The organism is Pedobacter sp. B4419, from assembly GCF_059693725.1.
In genome coordinates this window covers 2,443,962-2,464,161 of record NZ_JCASSL010000002.1, presented here as the reverse complement: position 1 = coordinate 2,464,161, position 20,200 = coordinate 2,443,962, and the positions used below count along the sequence as shown (strand labels likewise).

Genomic DNA, 20,200 nt, shown 5'->3' with positions numbered 1-20,200 from the left:
CTATTTCCAACAGCAAACGTAGCCTATAGGTTAATCGTAGATGGCTTATAGTTGATAGCTTAATTGCGAAACTGATTGTTATATTTATTTATACAAAAAGCTTAAAAATTTCTTATCATATCCTGTATTCAGGCTATCAATTACAGACTATAAACCAGATTACATGCGCGCCTTTTTAACCATCCTCTTTTTGCTCATTTCAAATACCTTCATGACTTTGGCCTGGTACGGCCATTTAAAATTCAAGGATATGGAATGGAGCAAAAGTTTAGGGCTTTTAGCCATTATCTTGATCAGTTGGGGTATTGCCTTGTTCGAGTATATCTTTCAGGTACCAGCCAACAAATACGGCTTTAAAGAAAATGGAGGCCCTTTTAACCTGATGCAGCTTAAGGTAACCCAAGAAGCGATTTCCATTACAGTTTTCCTCATTTTCTCCATCCTGTTCTTTAAAACCGAAAAAATTGCTTGGAATCATATTGTAGCTTTTGTGCTGATCATTCTGGCTGTGTTCTTCGCCTTTATCAAGAAATAAAGAGCGTATTATTTTTTAATACCTATATTTATTTTGTTCAAATTATTGACTTGCAGTTCCTTTAGAACAACTTTGTATATGCTCACTAAAAATAAGACGCTCCAATACCTGCTTACCTGCGTATGCCTTTGCCTGTTCTCTGTTTCTCTTTGGGCCAGCGACATCCAAAGTATTGGAGTGCCTTATGTACAGAACTACCCTAAATCTTCTTACCTATCGGGAAACCAAAACTGGTCTATAGCCAAAGACAAGGCTGGCTTGGTTTATTTTGGCAATGCCGAAGGCTTACTGGTTTATGATGGCAAATATTGGCAACAGTATAAAATGCCCAACAGACAAATTGTTCGCTCGGTAGCCACCAGCAACGATGGATTGATTTATACGGGAAGCTTTGGAGAGTTTGGCTACTGGTCATACCAAAAACGCAAATTAGCCTATACATCGTTAACCAAGCTCATCCCTAAACCCAATCAGCTTGTAGACGAAATCTGGAAGATTTATGTAGACGGCAAAAGGGTAATTTTTCAATCTTTTTCTGCCATATACATTTACGAAAACAAAAAAGTAAGCGTTGTTAAGGCACCTAATGCATTATTGTTTCTGCACCAGGCCGGCCAACGTTTGTTTGCAGAAGTTTTGGGCAAAGGCCTTTTCGAGTTAAAGGGAAAAACACTGACACCTCTGGCAGGAAGCGAAACTTTAGGCGCTACAGGTATCCTTTCCATTCTACCTTACAAAGAAGGCAGTTTTATAATTGGCACCAGCAAAAATGGCCTATTTATTTATGATGGAAACGGTTTCAAGCCATTTGTAAATGCAGCTAATACCTTCCTTAAAACCTATCAGCTCAATAACGGCGTCAAAATCCTGAACAAGTATTATGCTTATGGCACCATCCTCAATGGTTTGATCATTATAGATGAGGATGGCAATATCGTCCAACGGATCAATAAATCGAGCGGTTTGCAAAACAATACCATCCTGAGCCTCTATGCTGATAACGAGCAAAATCTTTGGGCTGGCTTGGATAACGGAATTGATCGGATAGAGCTTAACTCTCCCCTCTATTTTTACTTTGATAAGGTTGGCCAATTTGGCACGGTTTATTCAAGCTTAATTTTAGGAAATAAAATATATTTGGGAACCAATCAGGGACTGTTCTCTAGTCCTTGGTTACCCGAAAGCGGCAACCTGTTCAACTCGTTTGATTTTCGCCTTGTGCCCAATACGCAAGGCCAGGTATGGGATTTACGGGTAATTGACGGCCAGTTGCTGTGTGGACATAATGATGGTACTTTTAGCGTGTCTGGCAACCAGATACAGAAAATATCATCGGTAAGTGGCGGCTGGACCATCAAGAAACTAAATTCCAATCCAGACTATCTTATCCAGGGCACTTATACGGGATTGGTTATTTTTGCAAAAGCAGCCAATGGCCAGTGGAAATTTAGTCACAAGATTGCAGGCTTTGGCGAACCTTCGCGGTATGTTAAACAAGATGCCAAGGGCGATATTTGGGTAAGCCATGCCTACAAAGGCCTCTATAAGCTTACGCTCAGTGCAGACCTGAAAACGGCAACCAACATTAAATATTACGATGAAAAGAATGGTTTGCCCAGCAGCTATAACATCAATATTTTTAACATAGAGAACAGAATACTTTTTTCAACCGACACTGGTTTTTACGTATACGACGAGATCAGCAATCATTTTAGCAGGTACGAAACCCTGAACAAAGAATTGGGCAGCTTTAAGTCTGCGAATAAGATTATTGATGCCGGCCTTAAAAAATACTGGTTCATCAGCCACGGCAAAATGAGTTTGGTTAATTTGGCAGAACCCGGAAAAATATCAATCGATTCGACAAGGTTTAGCGTATTGGATGGCAGGATGGTTCAATATTATGAGAACATCAGCCAAATTGACGATAAAATATACCTCATCAGTGTAGACGACGGTTTCGTCATTTACAATACTACAGATACCGAAAACAAAGAGAAAGCTAAGCTTCCTTCTGTATTGATCAGGAGACTGGAAGATATTACCGATAAGTACACTACGTTGGCAGAAAATGGCGACAATACCGAAACCATAGAAATCCCTTTCAGCAGAAACAACATCAGGATCTCTTTTTCCCTACCTTATTACCGTCAGTCTAAAATCAAGTTCCAATATTATTTGGAAGGCTATTCTAAACAATGGTCTGATTGGAGCACGGCCACCCAAAAAGATTTGACCAATTTGGGCAGGGGCACCTACAAGTTTAAGGTACGCGCGAAGATTAACGAAGAACCCATTAGTCAGGTTACCGAGTATGAATTTACTATCCTGCCGCCATGGTATGGCAGCAATTGGGCTATTGCATTTTATGCTTTAGCTGGTGTAGTTGCATTGATTGCGGGCAAGCGTATTTATGAGGCCAAATTAAACAGAGACCAACACCTGATTACCCAAAAATTGCAGGCCGAAAAAGAAGAATTCTTAAAGAAAGAAGCCGAGGCTACAGAAAAGCAGATCATCAAGTTGCGTACCGAAAAGCTGCAAGCCGAATTAGCTAGCAAAAACAGGGAATTGGCCAATTCGGCCATGAGCCTAGTTTATAAGAACGAGCTGTTGCAGAAATTGAGTCAGGAGATTACCAAGCTTAAGGATGAAAACGGCAAGAAATTATCCGAGGATCAATTGCGAAAAATCCAAAAGGTAATTGACGATGGCATGAACGATGAGCGTGATTGGAATCTATTCGAGAGCAGCTTTAACGAGGCTCACGAAAGCTTCTTCAAAAAGCTAAAAGCTAACCACCCCGACCTTGTTCCGAACGACCTTAAGCTCTGCGCCTACCTGCACATGAACATGAGCAGCAAAGAGATGGCATCCTTGCTAAATATCTCGCTCAGGGGTGTAGAAATACGCCGCTATCGTTTGCGTAAAAAACTAGATGTACCCCACGATAAGAACCTTGTTGAGTTTTTAATGGAACTCTAGCACTACATCATTACCTCTCATCATCTATTTTCAGGTACACAATTTCCGACTTCAATCTTTTGGTTTGTAGTACCTGCTATTTTCGTGTTATCAGTCTAAAAACGCTGTTTTTGAACCAAAAATCAATTTTGTTGCTGGAGCTGAGATAGTACATCTAGTCCCTTTGATGTATTAATGTATAGGTGAGCTCGCTTGCACCAACCAAACAAAAACAGAAAATTAGATTAATCAATTAACACAAACATGTATAACAGTATGAAAAAAATCTTTACAAAATTTTCTGTTTTAACTTTTCTCTGTTTGCTTTTTTTATTAGACGCAGCCTATGCCCAAAACGTTACAGTTAAGGGGGTAGTAAAAGACGATCAAGGCCTACCTGTTCCGTCGGTAAGCGTAGTAATAAAAGGAACAACAAACGGAGTACAAACAGACGCTAACGGAAGTTATTCCATTAGCGCGCCAGCCAATGGCACCTTGGTATTTACCTATATTGGTTTCAATACCCAAGAGATTGCCATTAACAACAAAACAACAATCAATGTCAATTTAGTTTCTTCTACCAACGACCTCCAACAGGTAGTAGTGGTAGGTTATGGCACTCAGAAAAAGGTAGATGTTACAGGATCTATTTCAAGTGTTAAAGGATCTGATATTGAAAAATTGGTAGTAACAAACCCTGTTGCTGCTTTACAAGGTAAAATACCTGGTATGACAGTATTGAATAACGGTGCGCCTGGCTCAAGTCCAGTTGTTCGTTTACGTGGGGTTGCTAGTACAAAATTTTCAAATCCATTGTATGTTGTAGATGGTTTGTTGCAAGACAATATCGATTTCCTTAACCCAAATGACATTGAGACCATTGATTTATTGCGTGATGCATCCTCTACAGCGATATATGGTTTGCGAGGTGCTAACGGCGTAATTGCTATCACCACAAAAAGAGCCTCAAGAGGCAAAACCGTGGTTAACTTTCAGAGCACGGTTGGTATACAGCATGTAACAAACAAAATCGATGTTACTGATGCAACTGGATTTAAAAAACTGTATTCTGCTCAATTGGCTAATACCGGAGCTGCACCTTTCGACTATACCAATTACACGGCAAACACGAATTGGCAAGATGAAATACTTCGAAATGCGATTATAAACACCAACTCCTTAAGCATCTCCAACAGTGGAGAGAAATCAACAACATTAATTAGCCTAGGTTATAACAATCAGGATGGAGTTGTCAAATACAATAATTATAAAAAATTTATTGCCCGCTTAAATGAGGAGATCAGAATTACAGATAACATCAAGGTAGGTGGGGATTTAACCGGTTTTCATTGGAGAAACCAGCCAACTGCTGCCTCCCTAAATAGGGCGTTGTGGGCTGCTCCTATTGTGCCTATCCAAAGAGATGAGAACACTTATTACGCCATGCCTTCATTCCAATCTGGTCAAGTACCGAATCCGGTTGCAGAAATGAACCGCACTAGAGGTGCATCAATAAACCGTGGTTACAGATTTAATGGAAGCGTTTATGCGGAAATCAAATTCTTAAAAGATTTCACTTTTAAATCTACTTTTTACACGGATCTTGGATTTAATAATGCCAGAGGCTATACGCCACTCCCTTTCAGCTTCATTAGGCTAGGAGAAGGTACAAATCCAACTGAGACCACATACGATAACGCTGCAAGAACCACCATAAGCCAAAATACTTTTGAAAGCAGAAAGTATCAACAAGATCATACTTTAAACTATAGTAAAGATCTTAAAGGAGGCCACAGAATTAATGCCTTGCTTGGTTTTACAACTATATACTCATCAAGTACAACATTAAGCGGTTCTCGTAGAGACACTACACTAAATGTGCCTTTCGATCCAAAATTCTGGTACTTGTCAGATAACATCATTAACCCAAACAATCCAACTTTTAACGGTGGTGGCGGTGCTGAAGAATCTAATGTAGGTGCATTTGCTCGTGTGAGTTATGCCTACAACAATAAATATTTATTAAATGCTACTTTAAGGAGAGACGGTAGCTCGAGGTTTGCACCTGCAAACAGATGGGGCACTTTTGGTAGCGTAGGTTTAGGATGGGTTGCCAGCGAGGAAGACTTTTTTAAAGACAATGTTAAAGGCATAGATTTCTTAAAATTACGCGCGGCTTGGGGTAGGTTAGGCAACTCGAATGGAGTTGATGCCAATCTTTACCAACAAGGTTTACAAACCTCTACTGTTGCAGTATTTGGCAACAATGTTTACCCTGCCATTCAGAATGCCTATTTCCCCGATCCAAACTTGCGTTTCGAGATTGTACAGGGAACTGATATTGGGTTAGAAGTTAGGGCTTTGAATAACCGATTAAATGCAGAAGTTACCTATTACAACAAAACAACAGATGGAATTTTAACTGCATTAACTTTGCCCGGCACTACAACCTCTTTCTTTACTAACCTTGGAAAAATCACCAACAAAGGTATTGAAGCAAGTTTAGGCTGGAATGATAAAATTGGAGCCGATTTTGGCTATAGTATTTCTGGTAATTTTAGTTATAATAAAAACGTTGTTAACTCAATTGGCGATAAAACCAACTTTCAGATCTTGGGTAACGGTGGCATTAACGTAACCGAATCTGGCAGATCTATTGGTTATTTTTATGGCTATAAACAAATCGGCATTTACCAAACTTCAGCCGATATTGCTAAAATGGCTGGCTTCGCAGATTCTGCCCCAGGTGATATTGCCTATGCAGATTTAAACGGGGATGGCGCAATCACGGCAGCAGACAGAACCTACTTAGGCACTCCATTTCCTCCTTATAGCTATGGTTTAAATCTAGCTTTAAACTATAAGGGATTTGATGCAACGATAGAAGGTCAAGGCGTTGCAGGCAATAAGATTTATACCCAACGCAGAACAGGAAGCTTTGCCGTATTAAATTACGAAAGCAACCGATTAAATGCTTGGACAGGCCCTGGAACCAGTAATGTTGAACCGATCATCAACAGAAACCGCAACAATAACTTTCTATTCAGTTCTTATTTCTTAGAGCCTGGAGATTATTTCCGTATACGTAACGTACAATTAGGATACACTTTTGGCGCAAATATGATGAAATCAGTAGGCATCCAAAAACTGCGTGTTTTCATTAGTGGCCAAAATATTAAAACATGGACTAAAGCAACTGGTTACAGCCCAGAGGCCCAAGTTGACAATATTTTAGGTGGAGGTGCTGACAATGGCGTTTACCCAGTTCCTGCTATTTATTCTTTTGGCTTAAACGTAACATTCTAACCGATTATCATTTAATTTTTATAAAATGAAAATATTATATAAAACAACAAAGAAAATTAGCCTTGCATTAATTGCAATAACGCTTATTTCTATGGCTTCTAGTTGTAAAAAGTTTTTAGACACACAAAAACAAGGCGAATACACAGATGAGAATTATCCATATCCTGGAGGTTCAGGACCGTATGATCAATTTCTATTTGCTGCCTATAATGGTTTGAGGGCTTATGGAGTACATTCGTTTGGCTTCGTATTGTCAACGAGCGTAAGAAGCGACGATGCAGATATTGGTAGTATTTCTGGCGATGGAGGCGCAAACGTGCAAAACTTCGAAACATTCCCACTATCTCCCGGAAATGGCATTGTAAACGGCATGTGGGTAGAATATTACAGCTTAATTGATAAATGTAATATTACTTTGGATCAAATAGAAAACAACAAAGATTTGGTAGCTACCGAAGCTAATAAGATCCAATCTCAAGCGGAAGCCAGGTTCTTAAGGGCTTATGCTTATTTTAACATGGTGAGATTATTTGGCAAAATCCCGTTAATTGTAAAGCCAATTACGGTAGCACAACCAAGCGGACCACAGAAACCGGCTTCAGAAATTTACACATTAATAGAAGGTGATTTACAATTTGCCGCTGCAAACCTACCTATAAAATGGGATCCTCGGTTTGTTGGCCGTGCAACAAGCGGTGCAGCTAACGGTTTATTGGCCAAGGTTTACTTAACGCAAAAGAAATGGGGGCCGGCAATGACTGCAGCAAATGCAGTAATGACGAATGGACAGTATGATTTATCAACTTCTTACGACAAAATCTTTGGAGAAGAAGGCGAGAACAGCAAAGAAAGTGTCTTCGAAGTTCAAGCTACGGCGTCGGCAGCTGTACCAACCGCAAATGGTGTTCAATATGCGGCGAACCAAGGCGTAAGAAGTACAAATGAGTGGAACTTGGGTGATGGATTTAACGTACCTGGTGCAACTTTAGATGCTGCATACGAGTCTGGAGATCCACGTAAAGCTAGAACCTTTTTGTATAGAAGTACTTCGACTACCACCTATAGAACTTTCTATGGAGAGACTACCCCTACAACGTGGGTAAATCCAATTTACAATCATAAGGTTTATACAAATCCTGCAAGAAGGGCATCGATAGGCAATAGATTTGGCTGGTGGATGAACATCAGGATTTTACGTTATGCGGATGTAGTTTTAATGTACGCCGAAGCAGCAAATGAGCTGGGAGGAACAACAAATACAACTGCAGCTTTGGCAGCTTTAAATAGTGTTCGTGCAAGAGCGAGAAATGGGAATACAGCCATTCTTCCTAATGTGACAACAACAGATCAGGATGCATTACGTTCCGCAATTCGCCAAGAAAGAAGAATTGAGCTAGCCATGGAGAACGATCGTTTCTTTGATTTGGTAAGGTGGGGCATATCAGGTGCCGCAATGGCAGCTGCTGGCAGGCCTGGGTTTGTAGAGGCTCGAGATGTTTTGTTACCAATTCCTCAAACTCAAATTGACCTCAGCAAAGAACCGAATAAACTAACCCAAAACACGCTTTACTAATTCTTATCAATATGAAATTTTCGAAATTAAATATAAAGTGTTGCTTGCTAGGTTTTGTGCTGGCAACAGCCATTTTCTCATCCTGTAAAAAAGATGGAAACCCAAATAACCTCCCAGAGGTTAACCCAAATGATTACCAAGGCAAAATTGATGGTTTTGCAAGTACAGATGAGGTTTTTGCGAGCAACTTAGTTGCTTATTTTAACTTTGACGACAACTATGCAGAGAAAATAAGTGGCATAACGCCAACATCTGCTGCTGGCAACTCATTTGTAACTGGATTTAAAGGCAAAGCAGTAAGTTTGAACTCAGGCTATCTGTATTATGCAACACAACTGGCTGCACTTAAAACAGATGTTTTTAAGAGTTTCACCATAAGCCAATGGATTAAAATATCCAATAACGGTTCAAAACGCACCATGTTATTGACAATAGCTAGACCAGGCAATCTTCAAGGCAGTCTAAATATCAACTTGAACACCAATGGAAAGCCCGCAGACAACATTGATTATATTGCTATCCAACCTATCTTTTTAGCTGTTGGAGGAGGAACTCAAGATAATTTAAATGCTACCCTTTCACCGAAAATCGGCCCCAACAATTGGGTTCATTTGGTGATAGCTTACAATGGCTTAACTGGGCGATTTAACATCGTTGCCAACGGTGTAAATATTGGAAGCTATTCTGATAGGGGCATCGGCAACAGTCTTTTCAAATCTTATGAACCTGGCGAGTTAATCTTTGGTGCCAATTACAATCTCATCCCAGGCAAAACGGTTAACGCTGATGCCTCTTATGCAGCGATGACGGGCACAATTGATGAGGTAAGGATATATAATAAATTCATGCCAGATGCAATTGCTAAAGCATTGTATCAATTAGGCATAGCCAATAAATAGAATTCTGAATACAGTGCCTTAACTGGCACTGTATTCTTTCATCACAATCATCTCTAAGCATTGAAATCAAGTTTTACCTCATCGTTGCGTATAAAAAGTTTAGTCAAAATTTTATCGGCTATATTTTTAACAGTTTCTATTTTGGCTTGCAAAAAGAGCAAAACCGATACTCCGGTTAATACAGATACTTCTTTATCGTTTACCGTAAACAATGCAAATAATGGAACCTTAAAGTATAGTGGCCTAAATCTCAAACCTGAAGTTAAATTTACGTTCACAGAAGCCATCAATACCACTTCAGTAACCAATGGGGTTAAATTAACCGATGCAACAGGTGCCAGTGTACCTGTAACTACAACTTTCCAAAATGACAACAAGCTTTTGTTGATTAGCCCACAAGCTGATTTTAAATCTTTTGGAAGCTATACTTTATCGATTACCGATGGCCTGAGATCTTCAGGAGGTGGCAAATTGATCAACCCGGTTAACATCACTTTGATTGCCGGTTTAGACGATACCGATAAATTTCCAAGGATTACAGACGACGAGCTGCTCACGCTCGTACAAAAACAAACCTTCAAATATTTTTGGGACTTCGGACATCCTACAAGTGGCCTGGCCAGAGAGCGAAATACTTCAGGCAATACGGTAACTACAGGCGGTTCGGGCTTTGGTGCAATGGCCATTGTTACCGGTGTAAGCCGTAACTTTATTACCCGTGCCGAAGGTTTGGCACGTCTGCAAAAAATGGTAGATTTCCTTAAAAACAAAGCTACACGATACCATGGTGCCTTTCCGCATTGGTTAGATGGCGAAACTGGAACTACGCTTCCTTTTAGCACCAAAGACAACGGCGCCGATCTCGTGGAAACATCACTATTAATGCAGGGATTAATAACTGCCCGACAATTTTTCAATGCCGGCGACGCCAACGAAACCACTCTCAGAAATGACATCACCGCGCTTTACAATGGCGTAGAATGGGCATGGTTCAGAAAAGACAATGGCAATGTACTTTACTGGCATTGGAGCCAGAATTACAACTGGGATATGAATTTGCCAATCCAAGGCTGGAACGAATGTCTGATTACTTATGTATTAGCCGCTTCCTCTCCTACCTCAAGCATTCCAAAATCGGTATATGACCAAGGCTGGGCAAAAAATGGCGCTATTAAAAACGGTGCCAGCTACTATGGGGTTCAGTTGCCTTTGGGCAGTCCAAATGGTGGACCCTTATTTTTGGCTCATTATTCGTTTTTGGGCATCAATCCTAATGGTTTAAGCGATGCCTATGCCAATTACGAAACCCAAACCAAGGCACATACCTTGATCAATTACAATTATTGTGTAGCCAATCCGGCTAAAAACTATGGTTACAGCGAAAACTGCTGGGGCCTAACTGCAAGCGATATCCCTGATGGCTATACCGCAAGCTCGCCGACCAATGACAAAGGCGTGATTGCCCCTACCGCAGCCTTATCTTCGTTTCCATATACCCCAACAGAGTCTATGAAAGCGCTTAAATTCTTCTATTATAAATTGGGCGATAAAATCTGGAAAGAATACGGATTTGTAGATTCTTTTGCATTAAACGATCCTTGGTTCGCCAGTTCTACTTTGGCAATAGATCAAGGTCCAATTATTATCATGATCGAAAACTATCGCAGCAAATTGCTTTGGAACTTGTTCATGAGCGCTCCCGAAATTAAAACCGGAATGAGAAACTTGGGCTTTACTAGTCCTAACCTATAAAAACACACACATGAAATTCAAATTCTTAATCATACCTTTTACGCTGGTTGCGCTTTGTATCAACACATCGGCACAAACTTTTGAGCAAATCAAGAAAGCCCCGGCAATCAAAAAAAACCTTTCTGATGATCAATTATTAGACGTTGTTCAAAAACAGACCTTCGAATATTTTTGGGATGGCGCAGAACCTACTTCTGGTGCTGCCAGAGAGCGCTACCATGCCGATGGCATTTACCCCGAAAAAGATAAAAGCACAGTGGCGACCGGCGCTACGGGTTTTGGATTGATGGCCATTTTAAGCGGCATCGACAGAAAATATGTTAGCCGTGAAGCAGGCTTGAAAAGACTGAACCAAATCCTCGATTTCTTAGCCAAATCTGATCGCTTTCACGGCGCCTGGCCACATTGGTTCTATGGCGAAACCGGAAAGGTGCGTCCTTTCGGGAGAAAAGACAATGGTGGTGATTTGGTAGAAAGCTCCTTTGTAGCGCAAGCGCTGATCTGTATCAACGAGTATTACAAAAACGGAACTCCTGAAGAAAAAGAAGTTTCAAAAAAAGCCGATGAACTGTGGAGGGGTATCGACTTCGATTGGTACCGCAATGGCCAAAACGTGCTCTATTGGCACTGGTCGCCAGAATACCTTTGGCAAATGAATTTTGCGGTTAGAGGCTACAACGAATGTCTCATCATGTACGTATTGGCGGCCTCATCGCCTACACATGGTGTGCCTGCGGCTGTATACCATGAAGGCTGGGCAAGAAACGGCGAACTTAAAACCAATTTTGAGGTGTATGGGCATCCCTTCACCTTGTCGTATCAAACACCAAAAAACACTGTTGGCCCCTTGTTCTGGGCACATTATTCTTACTTGGGCTTAAATCCGAAAGGCCTCAAAGACCAATATGCAGATTATTGGCAAAACAATGTAAACCAAACTTTGGCCATCCACGATTATTGTGTAGCCAACCCTAAAGGCTTTAAAGGTTATGGACCAAACAACTGGGGCCTAACAGCCAGCTATTCTGTAAAAGGATATGCTGCACACAGCATTCAGGAAGATTTTGGCGTAATCTCTCCTACGGCAGCCATTTCTTCTCTTCCTTACACCCCAAAAGAGTCAATGAAGGTGATCAGACACCTTTATGAGAACATGGGGAAAAAAGTTTGGGGCAAATATGGATTTTACGATGCCTTTTCTGAAACCGACAACTGGTATCCAAAAAAATACTTGGGCATTGACCAGGGACCAATGGTAGTGATGATCGAAAATTACAGGTCAGGCCTATTATGGAATCTGTTCATGCGCAATACAGACGTACAAAACGGCTTAACCAAACTGGGATTTGAAAGCCCTTACCTTAAAAAATAACACAAGTGAAACCATTGAGCAAACAGGCTATTACTAACTGTTTGCTCATTTATTAAACATTACATATCTAATCATACACAAATGAAAAAAAACAGTTTCCTTCTTCTTTTAGCTACGTTCTTCACTATCCAAGCCAGTGTTGCCCAACAAAAGGCATCAAGCGCTTCAACACAAAAAATGGATGTCTTCATTAAAAACCTGATGGCAAAAATGACCGTTGATGAAAAGATTGGACAGTTGAATCTAGTTACGGGTGGCGAAGCAACTACAGGTTCGGCAGTAAGTACCGATGTAGAATCGAAAATTGCAAAAGGAAACGTGGGTGGTATTTTCAGTTTAACCACTCCCCAAAAAATCAGAAAAGCACAAGAAATTGCCATGAAAAGCCGTTTGAAAATTCCTTTGATTTTCGGACAAGACGTTATTCACGGCTATAAAACTACCTTTCCTATTCCTTTGGCATTGGCAGCGAGCTGGGACATGCCCCTGATCCAAAAAACTGCCCGTGTAGCCGCCACAGAAGCAAGTGCTGATGGCTTGAACTGGACATTCTCGCCCATGGTTGATATTGCCCGCGATGCCCGTTGGGGCAGGGTTGCCGAAGGCAGTGGTGAAGATACCTATCTGGGTGCTGAAATTGCCAAGGTAATGGTTAAGGGCTACCAAGGCGACGACTTGACCAAAAACAATACCATCATGGCCTGCGTAAAACATTTTGCCTTATATGGCGCCGCAGAGGCTGGGAGAGACTACAACACCACCGACATGAGCTTAGACAGGATGTACAACGACTACCTCCCACCTTACAAAGCTGCCTTAGATGCCGGCGCAGGCAGTATCATGGTTTCCTTTAACGATATAAATGGTGTACCCGCAACAGCAAACAAGTGGTTGTTAACCGATTTATTGCGCAAACAATGGAGCTTTAACGGCTTCGTGGTTTCAGATTATACCGGTGTTAGCGAATTGATCGATCATGGCTTAGGCGATTTAAAAACCGTATCGGCGCTCTCGTTAAAAGCAGGTACCGATATGGACATGGTAAGCGAAGGATTTTTAACCACGCTTAAAAAATCATTGCAGGAAGGGAAAGTAACCCAAGCTCAAATTGACCAGGCTTGTCGATTGATTTTAGAAGCCAAATATAAATTAGGCCTATTCGACGATCCATTTAAATATTGCAGCGAAGAACGGGCAAAAAATGAAATCCTAACTCCAGCCAACATCCAATTTGCTAGAGAAACGGCTACCAAGACTTTTGTGCTCCTGAAAAACCAAAATCAGGTATTGCCTCTTAAAAAAACAGGCACTATTGCACTGGTTGGTCCTTTGGCCAATAGCAAAGCCAATATGCCCGGTACCTGGAGCGTAAATGCCGACATGAACATTGTTCCTTCTTTGCTAGAAGGCATTAAAAACGTAGCAGGTAACGACGTAAAGATATTGCACAGCTTGGGTTCAAACCTTACAGCCGATGCTACCTTGCAGGCCCATTCGACCATGTTTGGAAGGGAAATTCCTAGAGATAACCGCAGCGAAGAAGAGCTGATTAAAGAAGCTGTAGATAATGCAAAAAAGGCAGATGTAGTGGTAGCAGCCCTAGGCGAATCGTCTGAAATGAGTGGCGAAGCTTCAAGCCGTACAGATTTGGGCATTCCAGATGTGCAACAAAGGTTATTGCAGGCATTGGTTAAAACTGGAAAACCAGTAGTTTTGGTGTTGTTTGCTGGCCGACCAATGACCTTAAAATGGGAAAGCGAAAATGTACCTGCCATCTTAAATGTTTGGTTTGGGGGTATCCAAGGTGCAAATGGAATTGCCGATGTTTTATTTGGCAATGTAAATCCTTCGGGCAAATTGCCGATGACTTTCCCTCAAAACGTTGGCCAGTTGCCATTGTATTATGCACACAAAAATACAGGTCGCCCTTTGGCAGAAGGCAAATGGTTCAGCAAGTTCCGTTCTAATTATTTAGATGTAAGCAACGATCCCTTGTATCCCTTTGGTTTTGGCTTGAGCTATACTACCTTTGCTTATGGCGATTTAAAACTGAGCACCAGCACGCTAAAACCTGGCCAAAAAATCACAGCCAGCATTACCGTAAGCAATACCGGTAAAGTTACAGGCGAAGAAGTGGTGCAACTTTATATCCGCGATTTAGTGGGCAGCAGCACCAGACCAGTGAAATTGCTAAAAGGCTTCCAGAAAATCAGCCTGCAGCCAGGCGAAAGCAAAACAGTTAACTTTAGCATAGATGAAGAAGCTTTGAAATTTTACAACAGCGATCTTAAATTTGTTGCCGAAGCCGGCGATTTCAAAGTATTTGTTGGCCCGAATGTGAGAGACGTTAAAGAGGCTGACTTCAAATTGGTAAAATAAAATATAAATTAGTCATCCTAACATAATTTGTCATTCTGAGCATAGCGAAGAATCTATATAAAGAACCCATCACTTAGATTCCTCCTATCGTCGGAATGACAAAATCACTGGAATAACAAAATTTGCTCCACATGAAAAAATTAATCCCTTTCCTGCTTTGCTGTTTTACGATTGTGTTGGCGCAGGCGCAAGATTTTTCCAAGTTCAAAAAGGAAAACTTCATTGAAGGTACGGATACCTTAAAATACAGGATTTTATATCCCGAGAATTTTGATGCTGCCAAGAAATATCCTATCGTATTCTTTTTGCACGGCCGCGGAGAAAGTGGCAACGATAACGAAAAGCAATTGACCCATGGCGCCAAAATGTTTCTGGCCGATGATTTCAGGAAGAAATTTGAGGCGGTGGTTATTTTTCCGCAATGCGCAGAAGAAAGCTATTGGGCCAATGTAGAGATAGAGGCTGTTAGCAACAAACGTTTCTTCACTTTTGTAAAAGGCGGGCAACCCACCAAATCGATGTCGCTGTTGTTGCAGCTCACGGATAAAATATTGAAGGAGCCTTTTGCAGATCGAAGCAAAGTTTATGTAGGTGGCTTGTCTATGGGTGGCATGGGAACATTCGAAATCCTGAGACGCAAACCTTCAACTTTCGCAGCGGCCTTTGCCATTTGTGGCGGAGATAACGTAGCGAACGTCAAACGATACAAAAATGTTCCACTTTGGATTTTTCATGGCGGTTTAGATGATGTAGTTTCTCCACAATTCTCTTATGGCGTATACCGTGAGCTCAAAAAACTAAATCACGAACCAAAATTCACCGTTTATCTCCAAGCCAACCACAACAGCTGGGACAGTGCTTTTGCAGAACCCGAATTGTTGCCATGGCTGTTCAGTCACGTTAAAAAATAACAATAAAAAAGCCCCTGAATGTATCGGGGGCTTTTTTATTTGTAATGGTATTCGATTTACTCGGCCATGTTATGATAAACGGCCTGTACATCGTCATCTTCCTCAAGCTTATCGATTAGTTTTAAAACATCTGCAGCTTGTGCTTCAGTAACTTCGTGGTGTGAAAGCGCGATACGCTCTAACTTCGAACTTTTCAACTCGATTCCTTTTTCTTCCAGGGCTTTTTGTAAAGAGCCAAAATTCTCAAAAGCACCTTGAGCTACGGCTACATCGTTTCCTTCCTCATCAGCCTCTACATACAATTCTTCTAAACCCGCATCAATCAATTCAAATTCAAGCTCTTCCAAATCTAAATCTTCGGCTGGTACAAACCTAAAGATAGACTTACGGCTAAAAACGAAATCCAATGATCCTGTTTTACCCAAAGAGCCATCTGTTTTGTTGAAATAGCTGCGTACGTTGGCTACGGTTCTGTTCGTATTATCAGTTGCAGTTTCGATCAGTACGGCAACACCATGTGGCGCATAGCCTTCGTAAACGATCTCCTCATAGTTAGCCATCGATTTATCAGAAGCACGCTTAATCGCTGCATCTACCCTATCTTTTGGCATGTTTACCGCTTTGGCATTCTGAATTGCCGTGCGCAAACGAGAGTTGGTTTCCGGGTGTGGTCCACCGTCTTTTACCGCAATTACGATATCCTTACCAATACGCGTAAACTGAACCGCCATTTTGGCCCAACGCTTAAATTTTCTTTCTTTTCTAAATTCGAATGCTCTTCCCATTTTAGTATCAAATATTTAGTATCGAGTATCAAGATTTGAGAAGTGCGATTAATTTCCTTTTTGCCTTCTCCCTTCCACTTTCAACCTTGTTTATTTTTTCAAATTCTTCAACATTTCATCAGTCATTTTGGCCAAATCAAATTCAGGCTTCCATGACCAGTCTTTTTTTGCATAACTATCGTCTATTGATCTTGGCCAGCTATCGGCAATGGCCTGACGAGGATCATTTTCGGTATAAGTTAACTTAAAGTCAGGAATATGCTTACGGATTTCTGCCGCCAGCACCTCTGGCGTAAAGCTTACACCTGCAAAGTTATAGCTCGATCTGATGCAGATATTTTCCGCTGGCGCATCCATCAGTTCAATGGTTCCGCGAATGGCATCGTCCATATACATCATCGGCAATTCTGTAGTGGCCGACAAAAACGACGAGTAGCTTCCTTTTTTCAGGGCTTCGTGAAAAATATGGATCGCATAGTCGGTAGTACCTCCGCCCGGCGCAGCTTTCCAGCTGATCAATCCCGGATAACGGATACTCCTCACATCTAAGTTATATTTCTGATAATAATATTCGCACCAGCGCTCACCCGCCAATTTACTGATTCCGTAAACCGTATTCGGATCCATGGTGCAATATTGAGGCGTTTGGTCTTTTGGCGAATTCGGTCCGAAAACGGCAATCGAACTTGGCCAATAAACTTTTGCGGTTTTATAAACCAAAGCCAAATCGAGCACGTTTAACAAACCATTCATGTTCAGGTCCCATGCCAATTTTGGGTTTTGTTCTCCAGTAGCCGACAATAACGCAGCCAGCAAATACACCTGTTTTGGCTTATATTTTTCGAAAATCTCTTTCAAGATATCTTTGTCCAAAACGTTCACAAATTCAAAAGGTCCGGCGTTTTTCAATTCATAATCCGGCCTCCTGATATCGCAGGCAACTACATTATCATTTCCATACGCCTTACGCAAGGCAGTAACCAATTCGGTTCCAATTTGTCCGTTCGAACCTAGTACTAATATTTTCTCGTTCATTTTTAAAATAGGTATGGGAAGCAAAGGTAAAAAAATGCGTCAAACCTTATCATAGGTAATGATCTAAATTTTTACGCCATTTATCGTCTTGTAAATTAATTTTTACAAAGCGTTTATGCGTCTGGAGGCTAGCCTAAGTGTATTTAATACAATATATAATCTATAATCATTCTAAATAAAGTTCGATGTTCTTTGAGTTAACATATAATCAGTAATTTAAGTGCACAGAAACCTTTAACCAAATACTTATGGACAGAAGAGAAGCCGTAAAAAGTGTTGCTTTCTTAATTGGTGGAGCCTTATCGGCAACTACCCTTGCAACCTTGTTCGACAGCTGCAATGAACCGGGTAAAGACAGTGCGCACTTGTTCACTGCCGACCAAGAAAAACTAGTTACAGAGCTGGCCGACATCATTATCCCAACTACCCAAAAATCGCCAGGCGCCAAAGCCGCCAATGTAGGTCCTTTCATTGTAATGATGATGAAAGAGTGCTATCCTGAAGATGCTCAAAAAGCCTTCGTTAAAGGTCTGGATGATTTGGAAGAACGTTCGAAAAAAGATTTCGGCAAATCTTTCCTAGCCATCTCGGTAAAAGAACGCGAGCAATTGGTAACCAAGCTCCGCGATGAAACGGTAGCCTCGCAAAAAACAGAAAAAGACGAAAACGAAAAATTGCAGAAGCAAGAACAGGAAACCAAGGAAGTCAAACCTGAAAAGGAAAAAGCAGGCAATCCTATGGCGGCCAAAGAAAAACCTAAAACCAAACCTATGTTTTTTGCCATTGCAAGAGACTTGACCATGTTGGGTTATTTCACATCAGAAATTGGCGCTACCAAAGCGTACGAATTTGTAGAGATTCCTGGCCGTTACGACGGCTGCGTAGATCTTAAACCAGGTCAAAAAGTTTGGGCATAAATCGATAATCTTTCCATATGAACTTAAATACAAAAGCTGCGACACAAAATACTTATGATGCCATTGTAGTAGGCTCGGGTATTAGCGGAGGCTGGGCAGCTAAAGAACTAACCGAAAAAGGTTTAAAAGTGCTGATGTTAGAACGCGGCAGAAACATTGAACACATTAAGGATTACACCACGGCCATGAAAAAGCCATGGGAATTTGAACATAGAGGCAGACTAACAGAAGCCCAAAAGGCAACGCATCCGGTTCAGATCCGCGATTATCCTTATCAAGAATACAACGAAAGCTTCTGGGTAAACGATTTGGAATGCCCTTATACCGAGGTAAAGCGTTTCGACTGGTACCGTGGTTTCCATGTAGGCGGCAAATCGTTGATGTGGGGCCGCCAGAGTTACCGCTTAAGCGACCTTAATTTTGAAGACAATGCCAAAGACGGACATGGCGTAGATTGGCCGATCCGTTATAAAGACATTGCCCCTTGGTACGATTATGTAGAGAAATTTGCAGGAATCAGCGGCCAGGCCGAAAACTATCCCCACTTCCCTGATGGACAGTTTTTGCCTCCAATGCAGATGAACTGCGTAGAAAAATCGGTAAAAGAGCGTATCGAAAAAAAATACAACAAGGCCCGTATCATGACCATTGGTCGTACGGCAAACCTTACCGTAGAGCATGGTGGCCGTGGCAGTTGCCAATACCGAAATTTATGTAGCCGTGGCTGTCCATTTGGTGCTTATTTTAGCACCCAATCTTCTACGCTACCTGCGGCTATGGCTACTGGTAATTTGACCTTACGCCCTTTTTCTTTGGTAAACGAAATCATTTACGACAAGGAAACTCAAAAGGCCAAAGGCGTCCGCATCATTGATTCGGAAACCAATGAGCACCATGAGTATTTTGCTAAAATCGTTTTTGTGAACGGCTCTACATTAGGCACTACTTTCTTGTTATTGAATTCTACCTCAGCAGAGCACCCTAATGGTTTGGGCAATGCCAGTGGCGAATTGGGCCATAACCTGATGGACCACCATTTCCGTTGCGGCGCATCTGGACAGGCAGAAGGTTTTGAAGATAAATATACCTACGGTAAAAGAGCGAATGGCATTTATATTCCCCGCTACAGAAACATAGGCAACGATAAACGCGATTATGTTCGTGGTTTTGGTTACCAAGGTGGCGCTAGCCGTTCGGGCTGGCATAAAGATATTGCCGAATTGGCTTTTGGTGGCGATTTCAAAGACTTGATTTCTACACCGGGCATTTGGAACATGGGCTTGGGCGGTTTCGGCGAGTCGTTGCCATACCACAAAAACCATGTGTACATCGACAAAACCAAAAAAGACAAATGGGGTCAGCCAGTATTGGCTATCGATTGCGAATTTGGCGACAACGAGTACAAAATGCGTCAAGATATGATGAACGATGCGGCAGAAATGCTGGAAGCGGCGGGCATTAAAGATGTAAAAACCTACGATAACGGTTCTACGCCGGGTATGGCCATCCACGAAATGGGAACTGCACGTATGGGCAAGGATCCAAAAACTTCGGTTTTAAACAAATGGAACCAGATGCACGAGGTGAAGAACGTATTTGTAACCGATGGTTCATGTATGCCTTCGGCGGCCTGCCAAAACCCATCATTGACTTATATGGCATTAACCGCAAGGGCAGCAGATTACGCCGTAAGCGAATTAAAGAAAGGTAACATTTAATTATCAAGGTATAAGGTAAAACGGTTTAGGCATAGGGTTAAATAGACCTTATGC

At 41.5% G+C, this 20,200-nt stretch carries 13 protein-coding genes; 11 read left to right on the top strand and 2 right to left on the bottom strand.

What is annotated here, in order from left to right; translation table 11 throughout:
- Positions 1–163 precede the first annotated feature (163 nt).
- The 9 genes from AC570H_RS22175 to AC570H_RS22135 all read left to right on the top strand — a co-directional run bounded on the left by AC570H_RS22175 (position 164) and on the right by AC570H_RS22135 (position 15,691).
- Positions 164–535: a DMT family protein gene (locus AC570H_RS22175; protein ID WP_497359077.1), complete on the top strand. Its 372-nt coding sequence runs from the start codon at positions 164–166 to the stop codon at positions 533–535.
- Positions 536–613: 78 nt separating this feature from the next.
- Complete coding sequence (locus tag AC570H_RS22170) at positions 614–3,520, top strand: ligand-binding sensor domain-containing protein (RefSeq protein ID WP_497359075.1); 2,907 nt, start codon at positions 614–616, stop codon at positions 3,518–3,520.
- 255 nt (positions 3,521–3,775) lie between these two features.
- Positions 3,776–6,805: a SusC/RagA family TonB-linked outer membrane protein gene (locus AC570H_RS22165; RefSeq protein WP_497359073.1), complete on the top strand. Its 3,030-nt coding sequence runs from the start codon at positions 3,776–3,778 to the stop codon at positions 6,803–6,805.
- A 25-nt stretch (positions 6,806–6,830) separates the two neighbouring features.
- Positions 6,831–8,378 carry a RagB/SusD family nutrient uptake outer membrane protein gene (locus AC570H_RS22160; protein ID WP_497359071.1) on the top strand — a complete coding sequence of 516 codons (1,548 nt, stop codon included), beginning with the start codon at positions 6,831–6,833 and terminating at the stop codon, positions 8,376–8,378.
- Between the two features lie 11 nt (positions 8,379–8,389).
- On the top strand, positions 8,390–9,277 hold the full coding sequence (locus AC570H_RS22155) for a LamG-like jellyroll fold domain-containing protein (protein ID WP_497359069.1): 888 nt from the start codon (positions 8,390–8,392) through the stop codon (positions 9,275–9,277).
- A 141-nt stretch (positions 9,278–9,418) separates the two neighbouring features.
- Positions 9,419–11,029 carry a glucoamylase family protein gene (locus AC570H_RS22150; RefSeq protein ID WP_497359067.1) on the top strand — a complete coding sequence of 537 codons (1,611 nt, stop codon included), beginning with the start codon at positions 9,419–9,421 and terminating at the stop codon, positions 11,027–11,029.
- 10 nt (positions 11,030–11,039) lie between these two features.
- On the top strand, positions 11,040–12,401 hold the full coding sequence (locus AC570H_RS22145; RefSeq protein ID WP_497359066.1) for a glucoamylase family protein: 1,362 nt from the start codon (positions 11,040–11,042) through the stop codon (positions 12,399–12,401).
- Positions 12,402–12,482: 81 nt separating this feature from the next.
- The gene (bglX, locus tag AC570H_RS22140) at positions 12,483–14,780 is read left to right on the top strand and encodes a beta-glucosidase BglX (protein ID WP_497359064.1); all 2,298 of its coding nucleotides are present in this window, start codon (positions 12,483–12,485) and stop codon (positions 14,778–14,780) included.
- A gap of 131 nt (positions 14,781–14,911) precedes the next feature.
- Entirely contained in the window at positions 14,912–15,691 is a 780-nt protein-coding gene (locus AC570H_RS22135; RefSeq protein ID WP_497359062.1) for a carboxylesterase family protein, read from the top strand.
- A gap of 56 nt (positions 15,692–15,747) precedes the next feature.
- On the opposite strand, the gene AC570H_RS22130 is transcribed toward AC570H_RS22135, so the two are convergent.
- Positions 15,748–16,476 (bottom strand): YebC/PmpR family DNA-binding transcriptional regulator, encoded by a 729-nt coding sequence (locus tag AC570H_RS22130; protein ID WP_497359060.1) that lies wholly within the window; start codon positions 16,474–16,476, stop codon positions 15,748–15,750.
- A 90-nt stretch (positions 16,477–16,566) separates the two neighbouring features.
- Entirely contained in the window at positions 16,567–17,511 is a 945-nt protein-coding gene (locus AC570H_RS22125; RefSeq protein ID WP_497359058.1) for an NAD-dependent epimerase/dehydratase family protein, read from the bottom strand.
- A 248-nt stretch (positions 17,512–17,759) separates the two neighbouring features.
- Between AC570H_RS22125 and AC570H_RS22120 the strand changes: the two genes are divergently transcribed.
- Together AC570H_RS22120 and AC570H_RS22115 are read left to right on the top strand one after the other, a co-directional pair.
- On the top strand, positions 17,760–18,428 hold the full coding sequence (locus AC570H_RS22120) for a gluconate 2-dehydrogenase subunit 3 family protein (RefSeq protein WP_497359056.1): 669 nt from the start codon (positions 17,760–17,762) through the stop codon (positions 18,426–18,428).
- Positions 18,429–18,445: 17 nt separating this feature from the next.
- Positions 18,446–20,146, top strand: coding sequence for a GMC oxidoreductase (locus tag AC570H_RS22115; protein ID WP_497359054.1), 1,701 nt, complete (start codon positions 18,446–18,448; stop codon positions 20,144–20,146).
- Positions 20,147–20,200 lie beyond the last annotated feature (54 nt).

Bases quoted from the DNA above. Each gene is read 5' to 3' on its own strand.
- AC570H_RS22160 (WP_497359071.1), top strand. From the start codon at position 6,831: ATGAAAATATTATATAAAACAACAAAGAAAATTAGCCTTGCATTAATT.
- AC570H_RS22125 (WP_497359058.1), bottom strand. From the start codon at position 17,511: ATGAACGAGAAAATATTAGTACTAGGTTCGAACGGACAAATTGGAACC.
- AC570H_RS22130 (WP_497359060.1), bottom strand. From the start codon at position 16,476: ATGGGAAGAGCATTCGAATTTAGAAAAGAAAGAAAATTTAAGCGTTGG.
- AC570H_RS22165 (WP_497359073.1), top strand. From the start codon at position 3,776: ATGAAAAAAATCTTTACAAAATTTTCTGTTTTAACTTTTCTCTGTTTG.
- AC570H_RS22135 (WP_497359062.1), top strand. From the start codon at position 14,912: ATGAAAAAATTAATCCCTTTCCTGCTTTGCTGTTTTACGATTGTGTTG.
- AC570H_RS22170 (WP_497359075.1), top strand. From the start codon at position 614: ATGCTCACTAAAAATAAGACGCTCCAATACCTGCTTACCTGCGTATGC.
- AC570H_RS22120 (WP_497359056.1), top strand. From the start codon at position 17,760: ATGGACAGAAGAGAAGCCGTAAAAAGTGTTGCTTTCTTAATTGGTGGA.
- AC570H_RS22155 (WP_497359069.1), top strand. From the start codon at position 8,390: ATGAAATTTTCGAAATTAAATATAAAGTGTTGCTTGCTAGGTTTTGTG.
- AC570H_RS22115 (WP_497359054.1), top strand. From the start codon at position 18,446: ATGAACTTAAATACAAAAGCTGCGACACAAAATACTTATGATGCCATT.
- bglX (WP_497359064.1), top strand. From the start codon at position 12,483: ATGAAAAAAAACAGTTTCCTTCTTCTTTTAGCTACGTTCTTCACTATC.
- AC570H_RS22175 (WP_497359077.1), top strand. From the start codon at position 164: ATGCGCGCCTTTTTAACCATCCTCTTTTTGCTCATTTCAAATACCTTC.
- AC570H_RS22145 (WP_497359066.1), top strand. From the start codon at position 11,040: ATGAAATTCAAATTCTTAATCATACCTTTTACGCTGGTTGCGCTTTGT.